The 16,527-nt window shown below is 59.3% G+C and carries 14 protein-coding genes; 4 read left to right on the forward strand and 10 right to left on the reverse strand.

The genetic code is table 11. The features are described from left to right. Positions 1 to 58: 58 nt before the first annotated feature. The 9 genes from QLG03_RS19315 to QLG03_RS19355 all read right to left on the reverse strand — a co-directional run bounded on the left by QLG03_RS19315 (position 59) and on the right by QLG03_RS19355 (position 7,638). Positions 59 to 913: a metal ABC transporter permease gene (locus tag QLG03_RS19315; protein WP_117129158.1), complete on the reverse strand. Its 855-nt coding sequence runs from the start codon at positions 911 to 913 to the stop codon at positions 59 to 61. Further along, on the reverse strand, positions 907 to 1,755 hold the full coding sequence (gene sitC / locus QLG03_RS19320; protein ID WP_023290804.1) for an iron/manganese ABC transporter permease subunit SitC: 849 nt from the start codon (positions 1,753 to 1,755) through the stop codon (positions 907 to 909). The genes QLG03_RS19315 and sitC overlap by 7 nt, the downstream gene beginning before the upstream one ends. After that, positions 1,752 to 2,573 carry a manganese/iron ABC transporter ATP-binding protein gene (locus tag QLG03_RS19325; RefSeq protein WP_222690038.1) on the reverse strand — a complete coding sequence of 274 codons (822 nt, stop codon included), beginning with the start codon at positions 2,571 to 2,573 and terminating at the stop codon, positions 1,752 to 1,754. Before QLG03_RS19325 ends, sitC begins: the two co-directional genes overlap by 4 nt. Beyond that, positions 2,570 to 3,487 (reverse strand): metal ABC transporter substrate-binding protein, encoded by a 918-nt coding sequence (locus QLG03_RS19330; RefSeq protein ID WP_044524511.1) that lies wholly within the window; start codon positions 3,485 to 3,487, stop codon positions 2,570 to 2,572. The genes QLG03_RS19325 and QLG03_RS19330 overlap by 4 nt, the downstream gene beginning before the upstream one ends. Positions 3,488 to 3,669: 182 nt before the next feature. Beyond that, positions 3,670 to 4,632, reverse strand: a complete 963-nt coding sequence (locus tag QLG03_RS19335; protein WP_048298115.1) for a LacI family DNA-binding transcriptional regulator — start codon at positions 4,630 to 4,632, stop codon at positions 3,670 to 3,672. Positions 4,633 to 4,688: 56 nt separating this feature from the next. Beyond that, complete coding sequence (locus QLG03_RS19340; RefSeq protein WP_255988640.1) at positions 4,689 to 5,603, reverse strand: ROK family protein; 915 nt, start codon at positions 5,601 to 5,603, stop codon at positions 4,689 to 4,691. A 50-nt stretch (positions 5,604 to 5,653) separates the two neighbouring features. Beyond that, the gene (locus tag QLG03_RS19345; RefSeq protein WP_002914983.1) at positions 5,654 to 5,968 is read right to left on the reverse strand and encodes a PTS lactose/cellobiose transporter subunit IIA; all 315 of its coding nucleotides are present in this window, start codon (positions 5,966 to 5,968) and stop codon (positions 5,654 to 5,656) included. A gap of 23 nt (positions 5,969 to 5,991) precedes the next feature. Next, the gene (locus tag QLG03_RS19350) at positions 5,992 to 7,314 is read right to left on the reverse strand and encodes a PTS sugar transporter subunit IIC (RefSeq protein ID WP_255988639.1); all 1,323 of its coding nucleotides are present in this window, start codon (positions 7,312 to 7,314) and stop codon (positions 5,992 to 5,994) included. Between the two features lie 9 nt (positions 7,315 to 7,323). Then, on the reverse strand, positions 7,324 to 7,638 hold the full coding sequence (locus tag QLG03_RS19355) for a PTS sugar transporter subunit IIB (RefSeq protein WP_002914979.1): 315 nt from the start codon (positions 7,636 to 7,638) through the stop codon (positions 7,324 to 7,326). Positions 7,639 to 7,815: 177 nt separating this feature from the next. Between QLG03_RS19355 and QLG03_RS19360 the strand changes: the two genes are divergently transcribed. The 4 genes from QLG03_RS19360 (at position 7,816) to QLG03_RS19375 (ending at position 14,343) form a co-directional block, all read left to right on the forward strand. After that, entirely contained in the window at positions 7,816 to 9,087 is a 1,272-nt protein-coding gene (locus QLG03_RS19360; protein ID WP_004151052.1) for a PTS transporter subunit EIIC, read from the forward strand. 262 nt (positions 9,088 to 9,349) lie between these two features. Continuing rightward, complete coding sequence (locus QLG03_RS19365) at positions 9,350 to 10,687, forward strand: carbohydrate porin (RefSeq protein ID WP_008806192.1); 1,338 nt, start codon at positions 9,350 to 9,352, stop codon at positions 10,685 to 10,687. 12 nt (positions 10,688 to 10,699) lie between these two features. Then, positions 10,700 to 12,892, forward strand: coding sequence for a CBM35 domain-containing protein (locus tag QLG03_RS19370; RefSeq protein ID WP_282473665.1), 2,193 nt, complete (start codon positions 10,700 to 10,702; stop codon positions 12,890 to 12,892). A gap of 50 nt (positions 12,893 to 12,942) precedes the next feature. Further along, on the forward strand, positions 12,943 to 14,343 hold the full coding sequence (locus QLG03_RS19375) for a glycoside hydrolase family 1 protein (RefSeq protein ID WP_016161704.1): 1,401 nt from the start codon (positions 12,943 to 12,945) through the stop codon (positions 14,341 to 14,343). A 53-nt stretch (positions 14,344 to 14,396) separates the two neighbouring features. On the opposite strand, the gene flhA is transcribed toward QLG03_RS19375, so the two are convergent. Beyond that, complete coding sequence (flhA, locus tag QLG03_RS19380; RefSeq protein ID WP_023290801.1) at positions 14,397 to 16,469, reverse strand: formate hydrogenlyase transcriptional activator FlhA; 2,073 nt, start codon at positions 16,467 to 16,469, stop codon at positions 14,397 to 14,399. Between the last annotated feature and the right edge of the window lie 58 nt (positions 16,470 to 16,527).

Raw genomic sequence — 16,527 nt, forward strand, 5'->3', positions numbered from 1 at the left:
GCCTTTCCCCGGCCTGGGCTGCGCGCAGCCGCGGGACAAGCGCAGCCCCGGTAAGGCGTTAGCCGCCACCGGGGATGGGTGATGAAGCCTTCTGTTTCTGACTATCCCGGATCGTGCTTGTCACAAAGGCGACCACAAACAGCGCGCTGAACAGCACCACGATAGTCGGCGCCGGCGCGCTATCGAGATAAAACGCCAGCCACACCCCTCCCGCCGAGCAGCAGACCGCTATCGCCACCGCCAGCAGCAGGGCGTGGATAAAGCGCCGTACCAGCAGGAGCGCGATCGCCCCTGGGGCAATCAGCAGCGAAATCGACAGAATAATCCCTACCGACTGCAGCGTCGCGACGATGGTCAGGGCGATCATGCACAGCATGCCGTAATGCAGCAGTCCGCCGCGCAGGCCGCTGGCTTTGGCCTGCGTCGGATCGAAGGCGTGCAGCAAAAAATCCCGCCATTTCAGCCCGATAATCAGCGCGATCACCAGCGCGATAGCCGCCGTTTGTCCAATATCGCTGAGGGAGATACCGAGCATATCGCCGAACAGAATATGGTCGAGATGGACGTCGGACCGGATCGCTACGTACAGCACCAGCCCGGCGCCAAACATGCCGGAGAAGACAATCCCCATGATGGTATCGCGTTTGAGGCGGCTGTTGTCGTCGAGAAAACCGGTCGTCACGGCGCAGAGCAGTCCGGCGATAAACGCGCCGATGGCGAAGGGGATGCCGATAATGTAGGCCAGCACCACGCCGGGAAAGACCGCGTGGCTCATGGCGTCGCCCATCAGCGCCCAGCCTTTGAGCACCAGAAAGACCGACAGCAGCGCGCAGGGCACGGCAACGACCATCGATACTGTTATCGCGTTGACCATAAAAGGAAACTGGAACGGGGCCAGGATCAGATTCAGCATGCGGCCTCCCCGGCGCGGCGGCGGTTGGCCAACAGGCCATGCTTCGGCGCGAAGATAAAGGTGATGAGGAACAGCAGTGTTTGCGCCACCACGATAATGCCGCCGGTGGCGCCGTCGAGGTAGTAACTGAGCCAGGCGCCGAAGAAGCTGGTCAGGCTGCCGATGGCGACGGCGATGGCCAGCAGGCGCGGGAAGCGGTCGGTTAACAGCCAGGCGGTGGCGCCGGGGGTGACCACCAGGCAGATAACCAGAAAGGCGCCGACGGTCTGCAGCGCCGCTACGGTGCAGGCCGCCAGCAGGGTAAAGAACAGCAGCTTCAGGCCGCGGGTGTTCAGACCAATCGAGCGGGCGTGGTGCTCATCGAAGAAGGTCACCATCAGATCTTTCCACTTCAACAGCAGGATCGCCATCGAGATAAAGCCGATCGCCGCCAGCTGGATAATATCCTCCGGGGCGATGGCCAGAATATTGCCGAGGATAATGGTCTGGATATTCACCGACGTCGGGTTCAGCGACACCATAAACAGCCCGATCCCGAAGAAGGAGGAGAAGATCAGGCCGATAATCGCATCCTCTTTCAGCCGCGACCGCTGCTGCAAAAACAGCATACTGCCCGCCGCCAGGCCGCCGGAGAGAAACGCGCCGAGGGCAAACGGCAGGCCGAGCATATAGGCCCCGGCGACGCCGGGCACAATCGAGTGGGAAAGGGCGTCGCCAATCAGCGACCAGCCCTTCAGCATCAGGTAGCAGGAGAGAAAGGCGCAGACGCCGCCCACCAGCGCCGCCACCCACATCGCATTGAGCATATAGTGATAGCCAAACGGCTCCAGCAGCCAGCTCATCGTGGGCCTCCCGCCGCGCGCCGGCTGATAAACGGCCGCTCGTCATCGGTGATAATCTGCGCTTCCGCACCGGTGAGCGCGACGTGGCGCAGTACGCCGCTGAAAGCCCGCTCCAGATTCTCGGCGGTGAAGGTGGTTTCTGTCGGGCCGCTGGCCAGCACGGTGCCTTTTACCATCACCGTGTAATCGCAAAATTCACTTACGGACCCGAGATTATGGGTGGAGACCAGCATGGTACAGCCCTCATCGCGGAGCTCGCGCAGCAGGCTGATGATCCGCGCTTCGGTCTGCACATCGACGCCGGTAAAAGGCTCATCCAGCAGGATCACCTGGCCCTGTTGAGCGATGGCGCGGGCAAGGAAGACGCGCTTTTTCTGCCCGCCGGAGAGCTCGCCAATTTGCCGATGGCGGTACTCGCTCATGCCCACGCGGGCCAGCGCGGCATCGACAATCTCGCGATCGCGCGGCTTTGCCCGCCGCAGCCAGCCCATATGGCCGTAGCGGCCCATCATCACCACATCCTCCACCAGCACCGGGAAGGACCAGTCCACCTCTTCCGACTGCGGGACATAGGCGACCAGGTTCTGGCGCAGCGCGCGGTTGACCGGCTGACCGAGGATGGCGATCTCGCCGTGACCGATGCGCACAAAGCCCATCAGCGCTTTAAACAGTGTGGATTTACCCGAGCCGTTAACCCCCACCAGCGCGGCAATAGAGCCGCGCGGTACGCTGAACGAGGCGTCGCGCAGGGCGGTGTGGCCGTTGCGCCAGGTGACGGTGAGCTGGTCGACATACAGACCCGCTTGCGCAGTATTCATGGCTGTTTCCTCATCCCGTCCTGGATACCGTTGACGATGGTTTCGGTGGTGACGCGCAGCAGGTCGAGCCAGGTCGGCACCGGGCCGTCGGCGGCGCTCAGCGAATCGACATACAGCACGCCGCCGTAGTGGGCGCCGGCTTCGCGCGCCACCTGACGCGCCGGTTTATCGGAGATGGTGCTTTCGCTGAAGATGGTCGGGATCTGTTCTTTCTTCATGGTGTCGATAACCTTGCGCACCTGTTGCGGAGTGCCCTGCTGGTCGGCGTTAATCGGCCACAGATACAGTTCGCGCAGGCCATAGTCGCGGGCCAGATAGGAGAAGGCTCCCTCGCTGGTGACCAGCCAGCGCTTATCCGCCGGCAGCTGCGCCAGTCTGGCCTGCAGCGGCGCCATCGTCTGGCGGATCTTCTCTTTATAGGCCTCGGCGTTGCGGCGATAGGTGTCGGCGTGAGGCGGATCGTATTTCACCAGCGCATCGCGAATATTATCGACATAGATCAGGGCGTTATCTGCCGACATCCAGGCATGGGGATTGGGCTTCCCGCTATAGGGGCCTGCGCTGATGCCCATCGGCTGGATCCCCTCGCTGACCACCACCTCCGGGACGCCCTGCAGGTGCTGATAAAAGCGGGCAAACCACCGTTCGAGATTGAGACCGTTGCTGAGGATCAGCTGCGCCCCCTGCGCGCGTTTGATATCGCCGGGGGTAGGCTGGTAGTCGTGGATCTCCGCGCCCGGTTTGGTGATGGAGCTGACGACGGCGGCATCGCCGGCCACGTTCTGCGCCATATCGGCGATAACCGTGAAGGTGGTGATAACCCTGAATTTCTCCTGCGCCGAGGCCGGCGCCGCGGCCAGCAGGGCCAGCGCGCTGGCCAGCAGCAATGATTTCAGCGGTGTCAGGTGCAGCATAGGATCCCTCGCAATGATGTGGTCAATTTCCCAGCGTTTATAGCCATTGCTATGTTATATAGCACAAGCTATTTATAAATGAAAATAATTCTTATTTGCATGCGTGGGTAATAATGAGCCGGGAAACGAAAGCGATAAGAAAGTGGAGAGATAAGGCTGGCCCGGCGCGAACCGGGCGAAGATCAAGAGATATCGGCGACCGACTGGCGCGGGATCAGGCGGCCAGCCAGCGAGCGGCCCTCGGCGGTGAAGGTTGGCCGGTCGTCAATCAGGCTGCGGATACGCTGAATACAGTTATCCAGCAGCGCCTCCAGTGGCCAGGAGATGCAGGTCAGCGGTGGGTAGAGCAGCGAGGCGAGCGGGGAATCCTCAAGGCTCAGCAGGGAGACCTCCTGCGGGACGGCGATGGTGAATTCGCGCAGCAGGCGCATTGCCTCAGCCGCGTAGCGGTCACGTTTAACGATAATGACTGAGTATTTACTGAAGCTGTTAATTAAGGTCAGCAGCGCCTGTTCGACATCATCGTTGGCCGTCAGCACCAGCTGGCGGTTAAAAGGAATGGAGTAGTTCTGCAGAACGTTGCGGTAGCCTTCCATCATCTGGCGGCTGGCATCGTCGCTATCGCTGTCCACCAGCAGGGCGATGTTGCGGTGTCCCTTGCCAATCACATAGCGGCAGGCGCTTTCAGTGGCGAAGGCGAAGTCATAGCCCTGGCTGTTGCTCCCGGCGACGCCGAAACGGTCAAAGGCGATAACGTTGCGCGGCGCGTCGGCAGCAACGGCGCCCAGCACCACCACCGCCACGCACTGGCGCTGCAGATCGTCGATCGCCGCCGCCTGCTCTACCGGATCGCTGACATACTGGACCAGCAGGCTTTTATTCAGCCCTTTCAGCGCCTGCGAGAGGAGCGGCAGCAGACGCGCGCCGTTGCTCTCGTCCTGCGCGGAAATCACCAGACCAACGTGGCTGGATGTCTGACTGGCGAGGTTTTGCGCGGCAAAGCTCGGGCGATAGTTGAGTTCTTCAACGGCCCGCAGCACAGCTTCCCGGCTCTCTTCGCGCACGCCCCGGGTGCCGGTCAGCACGCGGGAAACCGTCGCTCTTGAGACATTCGCTAATCTTGAAACATCATCAATCGTTGGCATGGCTTTTTCTGTCTGGACATTTTCGCCTAGCTTAACATACCTGCTGAAAAAAGTGTCTACCGTGGCCCGTCCACGGCGCCGGGCAGACGGGGCAGCCAGGCCGCGCCGCGCACGCCGCTGGCGTCGCCGAAGCGGGCCGGTTTGATCTGCGTGCGGCAGCTGTCGGAGAAGATCCACGGAACGATGGCGGCAGGCAGATCGCGATAGATCTGGTTGACGTTGGACAGACCGCCGCCCAGCACAATCACCTGCGGGTCGAGAATATTGATCACCGACGCCAGGCTACGGGCAAAAGCATCGATAAAGTGTCGCCAGTGGGCCAGCGCGCGCGGATCGCCGTTTTGCGCCGCGGCGACAATGGCCTCCGCACGCGCTTGTTCCCCGTAGCGGCGGGCGAAGCCGGTGCCGGAGAGAAAGCTTTCGATGCAGTTCGTTTTGCCGCAGTAGCAGGGCTGCGGCGGGCCATCCCGCTCAGAAGTATAGCCCGGCAGCGGATTATGCCCCCACTCCCCGGCGATAGCGTTGGGGCCGCTAAGCAACTGTTGATGAACGGCGATCCCGCCACCGCAGCCGGTACCGATAATCACCCCGAAGACGGTGGCGGCCCCGGCGCCGGCGCCATCCACCGCCTCCGAAAGGGTGAAGCAGTCGGCATCGTTTGCCATCCACACCGGCTGGCCAAGCTGCTGCATGATATCCCGGCGCAGATCGTGGCCGTTGAGCACCAGGCAGTTGCAGTTTTTAATGCGTCCGCTTTGCGGATCGATTGCCCCAGGCAGGCCGATCCCCAGAGTGAATGGCTGGGGGCTGACCGCGCGAATATCGGCAATCAGGGTCAGCAACTGACGCATAAAGGCGTCATAGCTATCTTTGTGGGTCGGCCGACGCAGGCGCTGGACGCATTCGCCTGCCGGGTCCAGCAGTACGGCTTCCATTTTGGTGCCGCCAATATCTATTCCAAGATGTAACATAGTGACCTCGGGGATTCAGACCCGGCCAGCACGTCTGGCCGGGCAAGGCGCTAGGCGTGAAGCGGTTGCGCGCGGTAAATCGCAATCAGTTCGGCAATCAGCTCTTTCGCCAGAATGGAGGTCATCAGGTGATCCTGAGCATGGACCATCACCAGCGTCATTTTGGTTTTTCCCTCGCCTTCGTCAGCTTCGATAAGCTGGGTCTGTACAAGGTGAGCTTCGCGGGAATAATGGGCCGCTTCCTGCATTTTGGCGTCGGCGGTGGCGAAATCACCCGCTTTAGCGGCGTGCAGCGCTTCGTAGCACAGGCTACGTGACTGGCCGGCGTTGATGATGATCCCCATCACCTGTTCTTCTAATTCCATGATTATCCTCTGAATCGTTAGCGTTAAGCGGTTTGCGCCGCGTTGTCAGCCTGGCCGACGGCGTTTTCACGCTCCTGGGCCAGCAGCTGTTTTTCGTAAGCTTTGAGAAATGGCAGGTACATCACCATGGCGGTGGCCATACAAATGAGGCACAGGATCACCGGGCTAAAGCTCCAGTTCGCCGCCCACGAGGCGCCGATGGGCGCCGGCGTTGTCCACGGCGTCATCGATACTACGCGGCTGACGAGATCCAGCTTCAGCGCAAAGTACGCCAGGGTCGCGTTGACCATCGGCACCAGCACGAACGGCAGGAAAAACAGCGGATTCATGATGATCGGTGCGCCGAAGAGGATCGGTTCGTTAATATTGAATACCCCCGGCACGACCCCCATCCGGCCAATCGTCCGCAGATGCACGGCCTTGCTGCGCAGCAGCATCAGCGCCAGCGGCAGGGTGGAGCCGACGCCGCCGATCAGCAGATAGTGATCCCAGAAGCCCTGGACATAGATGTGCGGGATAGCGGTACCTGCCGCCATGGCCGCCTGATTGACCGACAGGTTGGCCATCCAGAACGGGTTCATGATCCCGGTGACGATCAGCGCGCCGTGGATCCCGGCGAACCACAGCACCTGACAGACCAGCACTGACAACAGAAGGGCCGGCAGCGTATCGGAAGCCGCGACCAGCGGTTTGACCAGCGACATGATCGCTTCCGGAATGATCATCCCCAGCTGAGCCTCGATAAACAGGTTCAGCGGATGCAGCGTCAGAATGATCGCCAGCACCGGGATCAGGATCTCGAACGAGCGCGCCACCCCGGCAGGCACTTCCGGCGGCAGGCGAATGGTGATGTTATGCCGCTTGAGGAAGGCGTACAGCTCGGTGGAATAGATGGCCACCAGAATGGCGGTGAAGATCCCCTGACCGGAGAAGTAGGCAGTAGAGATCTGGCCATCTTTCAGCGGCGCGGCTACCAGCAGAAACGACATCAGCGACAGCATCCCGGCGGTCAGCGAGTCCAGGTGATGGTGCTTGGCGAGGCTGGCGGCGATCCCGACGGCAATGAACAGGGTCATCACCCCCATGCTGAAGTTGAACGGCAGCATGAGTGCCTCGCGATGGTTAAGAGAAAACTGCAGCCAGGCGCGGGCGAATCCCCAGGTGGTGTCGGGTGAGAAGGGGGGAAAGATAAACACCAGCAAAAACGAGCCGACGATCATAAAGGGCAGGGCGGTAATAAATCCGTCGCGGATGGAGGTAACGTATTTTTGCTGGCCGATCGCCCCCGCCATAGGCGTGATCTGCCGTTCGATCACATCGATCAATTTAGCGTACAGAGAGCTCATGATCTTTCCTTAGTTCTTGTTTTCGATGAGGGAAAGGGCGAAATCAAGGACCGCGGCGCCTTTTTGCATGCCGTAGTCCATCATATTGATGGGTTCGACGCGGATACCGTATTTATCCGCCTGTTTTTGCAGATCCTGCTGCATGTATTTCACCTGCGGCCCCAGCAGCACCACCTGATAATGGCCAACCTGTTCGGCGAATTCCGCTACGCCATAGGCATTGATCTCTACCGGCAGGCCCCGCTGTTCGGCTTCGGCAATCATTTTTTTCATCAGCAGGCTGGTGGACATGCCTGCCGAACAACACAACATAATTTTTTTCATAAGTACCGCTCCTGATGAGATTGGATGTGCGGACTATAGTCAAAATGGATGCATTACGGAAAGCGCTTTCCATTTGTGGATTTATTAATTGTGACCATGATCACCTATGGCAGGCTTTCACTTTCCGGTGTTGTGGGCGATCATCCCGGCGAGACAACCATTCGCAAAGGTAGGAGTATGAACATTCAGTTAATGAATGTGGCCGTGGATATCATCGAGCAGCGGCTGGCGCCGCTGGCGAATGTTCTGACGCGCAACAACCACATTACGGCGATGCGCGATAGCTTTGCGCTGGCAATGCCCTTTGTGATTGTTGGCAGCCTGTTGGTGCCCATTTTGTTTCCGCCCGTTTCCATCGACGGCGCCTCGCGTTTCGGCCAGGTCTATTTGCTGCTGCGGCCTATCCTGCTGCCGACCTTTCAGCTAACCATTGGCCTGGTGGCGCTGATTGTCGCCTTCGGCGCCAGCGCCAGTCTCGCCAAGCAGTACCGTCTGCCGGAACGGCTCTGCGGTTTAACCGGGTGTCTGGCTTTTCTGCTGTTTATCGGCTTTCGCGAGACTGCGGTGAGCAACGTTTATCTCGGCGGTATGGGGATATTTACCGCCCTGATATCCAGTACCTATTCCATTGAGATAATTCGTTTTTTCTACAAAAAAGGCTGGTGTATCCGCCTGCCTGATGAAGTGCCGCTGATGACTCGCAATGGCTTTCAACTGCTGATACCGCTGCTGGTGGTGATGCTGTCGATAAGCGTGATGAATGCCATACTGCTGCAGACCACCGGACGCATCGTACCGGAGTTAATCAGCGAAGCGGTGCGGCCGCTGGTGCTGGCGTCCGACACGCTGATGGCGGTACTGATCTCTTTATTTATCTGTAACTTACTCTGGTTTATCGGTATCCACGGCGCGCTGATCATCACCGGGATTATGAACCCCTTCTGGATGACCTATCTGTTTGAAAATCAGCAGGCGCTGGCGGCGGGTTCGCCAACGCTGCCGCATATTTATCTGCAGGGGTTCTGGGATTTTTACCTGCTGATCGGCGGTATCGGCTCCACTTTGCCGCTGGTGCTGATGGCGATGCGCAGCCGCTCGCGGCAGCTGAAAAGCGTGGCCAAAATTGGCCTGCTGCCGTCGCTGTTTAATATCAACGAGCCGATACTGTTTGGTTTTCCGGTAATCATGAACCCGGTTTTTTTACTGCCGTTTCTCTTTGTTCCGCTGATAAATGCCTGTATTGCATGGTATTTAACTCAGCTGGGTATCCTCGACCGCGCGGTGGCGATGTTGCCATGGTCGATGCCTTCCCCGCTGGGGGCAGCATGGTCGGCGAACGGTAGCTGGAAAAATTTGTGCATGAGCCTGTTCGCGATGTTTAACGCCTGGATGCTCTATCGCCCCTTCTTTAAAGTGTACGAACGCCAGCTCGCGGAAACCGAGCGCTGACACCCTCACCGTCGGGGGCTTATCCCCCGACGGCACCTGTTCACTTTCTCTTTCTTCCGCTCTGCTGCCGGCTTCCGGCGGCATTCTTGTTATTTTATGTGATCAGTCTCACGAATATATTCGTCGCAGAGCGAATTTTGTGAACCAGATAGGCAATTATGGAAAGCGCTTTCCAATATCGGATGTACATTTCCATTTTTGATCCGTAAATTTCCCCTCCGTTATCGGTTCGTGTTAACAAACATAACGTGGGAAAAAAAGAATGATAAAGCTGAAACATTCAATACCTCTGGCTCTCCTCTCGCTGGCAGGGGCCAGCAGCCTGGCCTGCGCCGATCCGAAGTATGATTTTGCGCTGCATGGCTATATCCGCTCCGGGATCCTGGCGAACTCCGATGGCAACCGCGCGGACTCCGTCGGCCTGATGCCGGACGGCAAGTGGCGACTGGGCAACGAAGAAGACACCAAGATCGAACTGATCCCCACCGTGACGCTGACGGCGGACAGCGGCGTGGTGGCGAAAGTGCAGGCCAACCTCACTCACCAGTCGAAATGCACCTCCGACTGGAACTGTCAGGATGACGATGGCCATGACGTACAGTTTCGTGAAGGGTTCGCCGAGCTGAGCAATCTGGATTTTGCGCCGGAGATGACCTTCTGGGCCGGTAAGCGCTACAGCAGCTCCAACACCTCCAGCCATCAGTTCGACTGGGAGTACATTCAGTACAACGGCACCGGCGGCGGCTTCGACAACATGGATCTCGGCTTCGCCCGCTTCGACGCCGGGGTGTACGCCTTTTCACCCACCGATGAAACCAAAGCCTACCCGGTGGATAAGGGAGATCAGGGCTACCCGGATGACTATTCCCTCAACCTGTGGCTGAAAAAGATCGCGGGGACAGGATTCGATCTGGAGCTGATCGGCCACCATATGAACCGTAACGAAAACCACCCGACTTCCGCCGAGAAGGGCTATGGCGTGACCGGTATTTATAACTTTGACGGTTTCTATGGCCTGACCGGAGGCTACTCCCGCCTCGCATTGCAGTACGGCAAAGGGCTGGCGGCGGGCGACTCGCTGGGTAAAAACGGCTGGGGCTGGGCCAATCTGGAAAACACTCAGTCCTGGCGAGTGGTGCTGGATAGCGTGGCCTCGATGGGCGACCTGGAGATCTCGACCTTCGCTTTCTGGCAGAAAGATAAAAACTACCGCTGGTGGACGGAAGATGACCATGGCTGGGGACGCTCGATGTGGGTCGCCGGTATCCGCCCTTATCATCAGATCACCCGCAACTTTGCCATGCAGTACGAGCTGGGCTACGAATACCTGGATGACAAAAACTACAAAGGGGTAAACGGCAAAGGCAAAGGCGGCCTGACCAAAGTCACCGTTGCGCCAACCCTGACCTTTGACTCCGGTTTCTGGGCACGCCCGCAGCTGCGCTTCTTCGTCACCTACGCGAAGTGGGATAAAGGTGTCTCCGATGCGCTGGACGGCAACTACAACTGGGATACCAATACCATCACCGCCGGCGGGTATTCCCGCAGTGGCTCTACCGACACCGTTAACTTCGGCGTACAGGCCGAGGTCTGGTTCTAAGGAGAGACAACGATGAAGCCGATGAAAAACCTGCTGCTCATGGGGCTGCTGTCCGCGCTGGGGGCCGGCGGGGCGCTGGCCGCCGAGCGCTCGCACTTTACGCACTTTATCACTCGCGACGGCGCCACCCTCAAGGACGGCGACAAGGTGTTTCGTTTCGCCGGGATCCACGCGCCGGAGCTGCACCGCATTGAAGACGACGCCCGCGGCCCCTGCAGAGCAGACCCGCGCGGCTGGGGACAATACTTTAAATGGCCAACTGCGCAGGAGCAGCAAAACTGGATCCAGGCGATGGTGCAAACCGGGGCGAAAGCCCAGCGCGTCTACGTGCTGTCGGTGCAGCAGGAATTTGATAAAGCCTGCGGGCGCGAGACCCATATTCTGGCGCCGGAAACGGCGGACGGCATGCCGCGGCTGAATGAGAAAGCCATGCGGGTGTATGACAACATGATTGCCGAAGCGGACAAACAGGGATTGCGTCTGATCCTGCCGTTTATCGACCACTGGTGGTGGTGGGGCGGGCGCGAGCAGCTGGCGGCGTTCTATCATGAAAAAGCGGAAGACTTTTATCGGACCGATAGCAAGACCTTCAAAGCCTATCTGGATGTGATCCGCCAGGTTATCACCCGGACAAATACCGTCACCGGTCGCGCCTACTATGATGAAAAGGCGATCATGGCCTGGGAAACCGGTAACGAGCTGGAGGATACCAACGCCGATTTCCTGCATCAGACCGCGGCGTGGATTAAAAAGTGGGCCCCTCACCAGTTAGTGGTGGATGGTACCTATAAGAAAATCAATTCCTTTGCGCTGACCGACCCCAATGTGGATATCGTCAGCAATCACTATTACACCAATGCCGATAATAACCATCCCGGGCAGGTCACGCAGGATCTGCGCGCCGTCGGCGGGCAAAAAGTCTATCTCGTCGGCGAGTTTGGCCTGCTGCCGGCGGATCAACTGAACGCCATTATGCAGTCGATCGTTCACAGCGACGTCAACGGGGCGCAAGCCGCCGGCGGGCTTATCTGGGGCTTCCGCGGCCATCGTCACGACGGCGGCTTCTACTGGCATAAGGAGTCGACCGGGCACTACAGTTACCACCTGCCGGGGTTTGCCAAAGAAGGCGAAGCGAACCAGGAGCAGGCGGTGGTCGATCTGGTGCGCACGGCCGCGGCGCAGATGGCCGGACAGCAGACGATGGCGCCGCTGCCGAAGCCGGACGCGCCTTTGCTGCGCGAGACCACCTCGCCCTTCGCGATCAACTGGATGGGAGCCGCGGTGGGACGCAGCTACGATGTCGAACGCGCCGCCTCGCCGACCGGGCCGTGGACGGTGGTGGGCCGGGATATCTCCGATGGCGTTAACGAATGGAATCCGGAAACCATGGTTCTGTTCCGCGACGATTATCGTCAGCTTCAGCTCGGGCATACGTATTACTACCGGGTGACGGCGAAAAACGAGAGCGGTCATTCGGCTCCTTCCAATGTGATTAGCGTGCAGCATAGCGAGGAGAATCAGCCGCCGGTTGTCACGCTGGAACCGGCCCTAACCACCACGCAGGACCAGGGCGTCGAGCTTACGGCCAGCTGGCAGGACGATGGCCTGCCGTCGCGAGAGGTTAAGGTGGGCTGGCAGCACGCCGGTGAGGGACAGGTGCATTTTTGCCATGCCGATCGGGCTCAAACCCGGGCCTGGTTTACGGCGCCAGGTACCTATGCGCTGACGTTCACTGCCGACGATGGGCTGCTGAAAAGCAGCAAAACCGTGACCGTGACGGTGGGCGAGGCGGCGGGGAAAGCGCCGGCGGATTTCTGTCGTTATCACGGCGAAGTTTATGGCATGGCTGAGGGGCACCTGACGGTAATGAAGAGTGATAAAGACGCGCTGGCAGTTGGCGAGGACGGTTTCCTCGGCCCATTTGCCAGCGAGGGGGATAAGATCAGCTGGCATGTGCAGGCGCCGTGGAGCGGTCAGTTCCAGCTCAACGTAACCTTCAACGGCAAATGGGGCGGCAAGCAGAACTCCTTTGTCGTCAACGGGGGCGCTCCGCAGGCCGTGGCCTTCCCGCAGACGGATGAGCAGGGCCAGCAGCTGCGGATACCGGTGACGCTTAACGCGGGGACTAATCAGATTGACTTCGGCCGCTTCGCCGGCGACTGGGGCTATATGTTCATTAAATCGATCGAAGTGGTCGCGGAGTAGTACGTTCAGGCTGCGCCAGACGGGCGCAGCCTTTTTTCGAAGGAGAGGTTATGCAGCAATATCAGTTTCCGCAAGGGTTTCTGTGGGGGGCGGCGGCGTCTGGCCCGCAAACGGAAGGGGTCACCAATAAGCGCCATCGTTCCATCTGGGACAGTTGGTTTGCCGAACAGCCGGAGCGATTTTATCAGCAGGTAGGGCCGCAAACCGTATGTGATACTTATCATCAGTATCCGCAGGACGTGGCGCTAATGAAACAGACCGGCTTCAACTCGTTTCGCACCTCAATTCAGTGGTCACGACTGATCGCTGATTTGGAAACCGGCGCGCCGGACCCGGACGCGGTGCGTTTTTATCACGCCTATCTCGATGAGATGATCGCCAACGGCATTGAGCCGATGATCAATCTCTACCACTTTGATATGCCGGAAGCGCTGCAGAAACAGTACGGCGGCTTTGAATCGGCGCACGTGGCCGAGCTGTTTGCCCGCTTTGCCCGCACCGCCTTTAGCCTGTTTGGCCATAAGGTTAAATACTGGATAACCTTCAACGAGCCGATTGTGCCGGTTGAGGGGGGCTACCTGTACGACTTCCACTATCCGTGTAAGAAAGATGGCCGGCTGGCGGCGCAGGTGGCGTTTAACATTATGCTGGCGCACGCCAAAGCGGTAACGGCTTATCGTGAACTGGCGCTGGCGGGCGAGATCGGCGTGGTGCTCAACCTGACCCCGAGCTATACCCTCACCGACAGCGACGCGGATAAAAAAGCCGCCGGGTATGCCGACCTGTTTTTTAACCGCAGCTTCCTTGACCCGCTGGTAAAACATGAATTCCCCAAAGCGCTGTGCGAGATCCTCGCCGCCCACGACTGCCTGCCGACGACCAGCAAAGACGACGTGGCGTTGATCCTCAGCGCGGATATCGATTTTCTTGGGGTGAACTATTACGTGCCGCGGCGGGTAAAAGCGCGTGAGGGCGAATATGATCTCGATTATTTCACCCCGGAATACTATTTCGAAAACGCGGTGAACCCGCAGGGCCGCTTTAATCCCTATCGTGATAACAACGAGATCCTGCCGCAGGCGATCTATGACATTGCCGCCAATATTCGCGATAACTACGGCAACATTAAGTGGTATCTCGCGGAAATCGGCATCGCGATGGATCGACAATCAGAGGGAGAGCCCGGGGCGGACGGGGTGATAGACGATAATTTTCGCATACAGCTGATGGAGGAGCATCTGGTGCAACTGCACCGCGCCATTGCCGACGGTGCGAACTGCTTTGGCGTACACCAGTGGACGTTTATCGACAACTGGTCGTGGATCAATGCCTTCAAACGACGCTACGGCTTCTGGCGACTGGATCTGGAGACCGGCGAGCGACAGATAAAACGCAATGCGCTGTGGTTTGCCGAACTGGCGACCAGCAACGGTTTTACCAGCGACAAATAGCGCTCTGCGCCAGCGCTCCCTCTTACCGGCGCGCAAAGAGGGAGCGCGCGAGGCTACACCAGCTCGTCTTTATTAATGCCCAGCCGCTTCATGCGCGACAGGAGCGTGGTGCGCTTCAGCCCCAGCCGCTGGGCGGCGCCCTTCGGCCCGGCCACCACGCCGTTGCTCTCCTTCAGCACCCGGACGATCAGCTGATATTCATCTTCGCCTTCCTCAGGCAGGACCTCTGGCGACCGCGGAGGCTCGACGATATCCCGCTCCGGCAGGGAGAGCTGCAGCACGTTGCCGCGGGTCAGCAGCACCGCCCGTTCGATGACGTTTTCCAGCTCGCGCACGTTGCCCGGCCACTCCATGCGCGTCAGGGTACGCAGGGTCTCCGCCGGAATGCTGTCGATATTGCGTCCCATGCGGCGGGCGATTTTGAAGGTAAAGGCCTTCACCAGCAGCGGGATATCGTCGGGACGCTCGCGCAGCGGCGGCAGGTGGATTGGGAACACGTTGAGCCGGTAGTAGAGGTCGCTGCGAAATTCCCTGTCGATAACCATCTGCTTGAGATCGCGGTTGGTGGCGGCGATCAGTCGGACATCGGTCTGGATCAGCTTGTTGCTCCCCAGGCGCTCGAACTCCTGCTCCTGGAGAACGCGCAGCAGCTTGGGCTGCAGCTCCAGCGGCATATCGCCCACTTCATCAAGGAACAGGGAGCTTTTGTCCGCCAGTTCGAAGCGGCCGATACGCTGGGCGCTGGCCCCGGTGAAGGCTCCGCGTTCGTGGCCGAACAGATCGCTCTCCAGCAGACCGGCGGGCATCGCGGCGCAGTTCATCTTCACCATCCGCCGACTGTTTCGTCCGCTGAGGTTATGAATGGCGCGGGCGATAAGCTCTTTGCCGGTGCCGGTTTCGCCGAGGATCAGCACGGTGCTGTCGCTGTGGGCCACCATCTCGACCTGCTTGAGCACATTGTTCATCGCCTCGCTACGGCCGATGATCTCCCCGAATTCGCTCTCGACATTGTTGAGCTGCTCGGTGAGGGCGAGGTTCTCATCCACCAGTCGCTCTTTCAGGCGCTGAATTTCACGGTAGGCGAGGGCGTTATCGATAGCGATCGACACCCGCTCGGCGATCTGGCGCAGCAGCTTGAGATTGGTGGTGGTAAATACCTGTTCGTCGCATTGCGCCAGCTTCAGCACCCCGAGCAGGGTGTTGCCGGACATCAGCGGCAGCAGGCACAGGGTCTGGATCTTGTTGCCCCACATTTCGAAGAGCATTTTCTCGTACGGCGCGAGGGTGTCATGCTCGTGCAGATTAAGCAGCAGCATCTCTTTGCTTTTGAACACGCGCTCGGTGAGGGTGCCCGCTTCATCTACCTCGCTCTGGTCGTGAACCGGATGGCTGGCATCGAGATAGTGCGTGGAATAGATGTTGAGCTTCCCTTTGCGGTTGCTGCGCAGCACCACGCTGATGGCGTCGATCCGGAAGTAGCGATGGATCTCTTTCGCCACCTCGCTGACCAGCTCGTCGATATCCAGACGTGAGAGGACCGCGTTGGTGATCGCCACCAGGATGCGGAAGTTGTCGCGCTCGTGGCACAGCAGATCGTAATCGACGTTATTGCTGACCCGGTTCTGAATCTGCTCGCTGACGACGGCGACGATCTGCGCGAAGGTATGCAGCCGCTGGAACTCTTTCTCGCTCCATGGCCGGTTGTCACGGCGCAGAAATTCGCAACCGCCGAAGATCCGCCCGTCGGCCGCCAGCGGCAGCAGCGAGTAGTACCCGAACGGGCGATAGATCCCGCTGCGGATAAGCTGCGGCCAGGTGTCGGCAAAGGTCTCATGATCGCAATGCAGGGCATCCGGCCGGGAGAGTAAGCGGCGCACCGGTCCGTGGGCGAGCACGGTTTCATCTTCATAGCTCACCGGCTGGCCTGCCTCATCGCAGGCGTATCTGGCCGCGCGGTGGTTGCCTGCGTTCCACAGGATAATGGCCGCTTCGTCGGCCAGTGCGGACTGTTGCACCAGGCGGGTCAGGGTTTCGCTCAGCGCAGCCAGATCGGGCTGCTGTAATAAAAGCCGGGTGATATCAAACAGACCCTGCTGGCCGAGATCGCTCATCGGTGTATACGACATGGCTTACATCCAAAACGCGCCGGCAACGCGGCGCATAAGAAAATGATGGTACAAATAA

This window comes from Klebsiella sp. V115_8, from assembly GCF_029967715.1.
Taxonomy (GTDB): domain Bacteria; phylum Pseudomonadota; class Gammaproteobacteria; order Enterobacterales; family Enterobacteriaceae; genus Klebsiella; species Klebsiella quasipneumoniae.

Bases quoted from the DNA above. Each gene is read 5' to 3' on its own strand.
- QLG03_RS19330 (WP_044524511.1), bottom strand. From the start codon at position 3,487: ATGCTGCACCTGACACCGCTGAAATCATTGCTGCTGGCCAGCGCGCTG.
- QLG03_RS19375 (WP_016161704.1), top strand. From the start codon at position 12,943: ATGCAGCAATATCAGTTTCCGCAAGGGTTTCTGTGGGGGGCGGCGGCG.
- QLG03_RS19350 (WP_255988639.1), bottom strand. From the start codon at position 7,314: ATGAGCTCTCTGTACGCTAAATTGATCGATGTGATCGAACGGCAGATC.
- QLG03_RS19340 (WP_255988640.1), bottom strand. From the start codon at position 5,603: ATGTTACATCTTGGAATAGATATTGGCGGCACCAAAATGGAAGCCGTA.
- QLG03_RS19335 (WP_048298115.1), bottom strand. From the start codon at position 4,632: ATGCCAACGATTGATGATGTTTCAAGATTAGCGAATGTCTCAAGAGCG.
- flhA (WP_023290801.1), bottom strand. From the start codon at position 16,469: ATGTCGTATACACCGATGAGCGATCTCGGCCAGCAGGGTCTGTTTGAT.
- QLG03_RS19315 (WP_117129158.1), bottom strand. From the start codon at position 913: ATGCTGAATCTGATCCTGGCCCCGTTCCAGTTTCCTTTTATGGTCAAC.
- QLG03_RS19345 (WP_002914983.1), bottom strand. From the start codon at position 5,968: ATGGAATTAGAAGAACAGGTGATGGGGATCATCATCAACGCCGGCCAG.
- QLG03_RS19360 (WP_004151052.1), top strand. From the start codon at position 7,816: ATGAACATTCAGTTAATGAATGTGGCCGTGGATATCATCGAGCAGCGG.
- QLG03_RS19325 (WP_222690038.1), bottom strand. From the start codon at position 2,573: ATGAATACTGCGCAAGCGGGTCTGTATGTCGACCAGCTCACCGTCACC.
- QLG03_RS19355 (WP_002914979.1), bottom strand. From the start codon at position 7,638: ATGAAAAAAATTATGTTGTGTTGTTCGGCAGGCATGTCCACCAGCCTG.
- QLG03_RS19365 (WP_008806192.1), top strand. From the start codon at position 9,350: ATGATAAAGCTGAAACATTCAATACCTCTGGCTCTCCTCTCGCTGGCA.
- QLG03_RS19370 (WP_282473665.1), top strand. From the start codon at position 10,700: ATGAAGCCGATGAAAAACCTGCTGCTCATGGGGCTGCTGTCCGCGCTG.
- sitC (WP_023290804.1), bottom strand. From the start codon at position 1,755: ATGAGCTGGCTGCTGGAGCCGTTTGGCTATCACTATATGCTCAATGCG.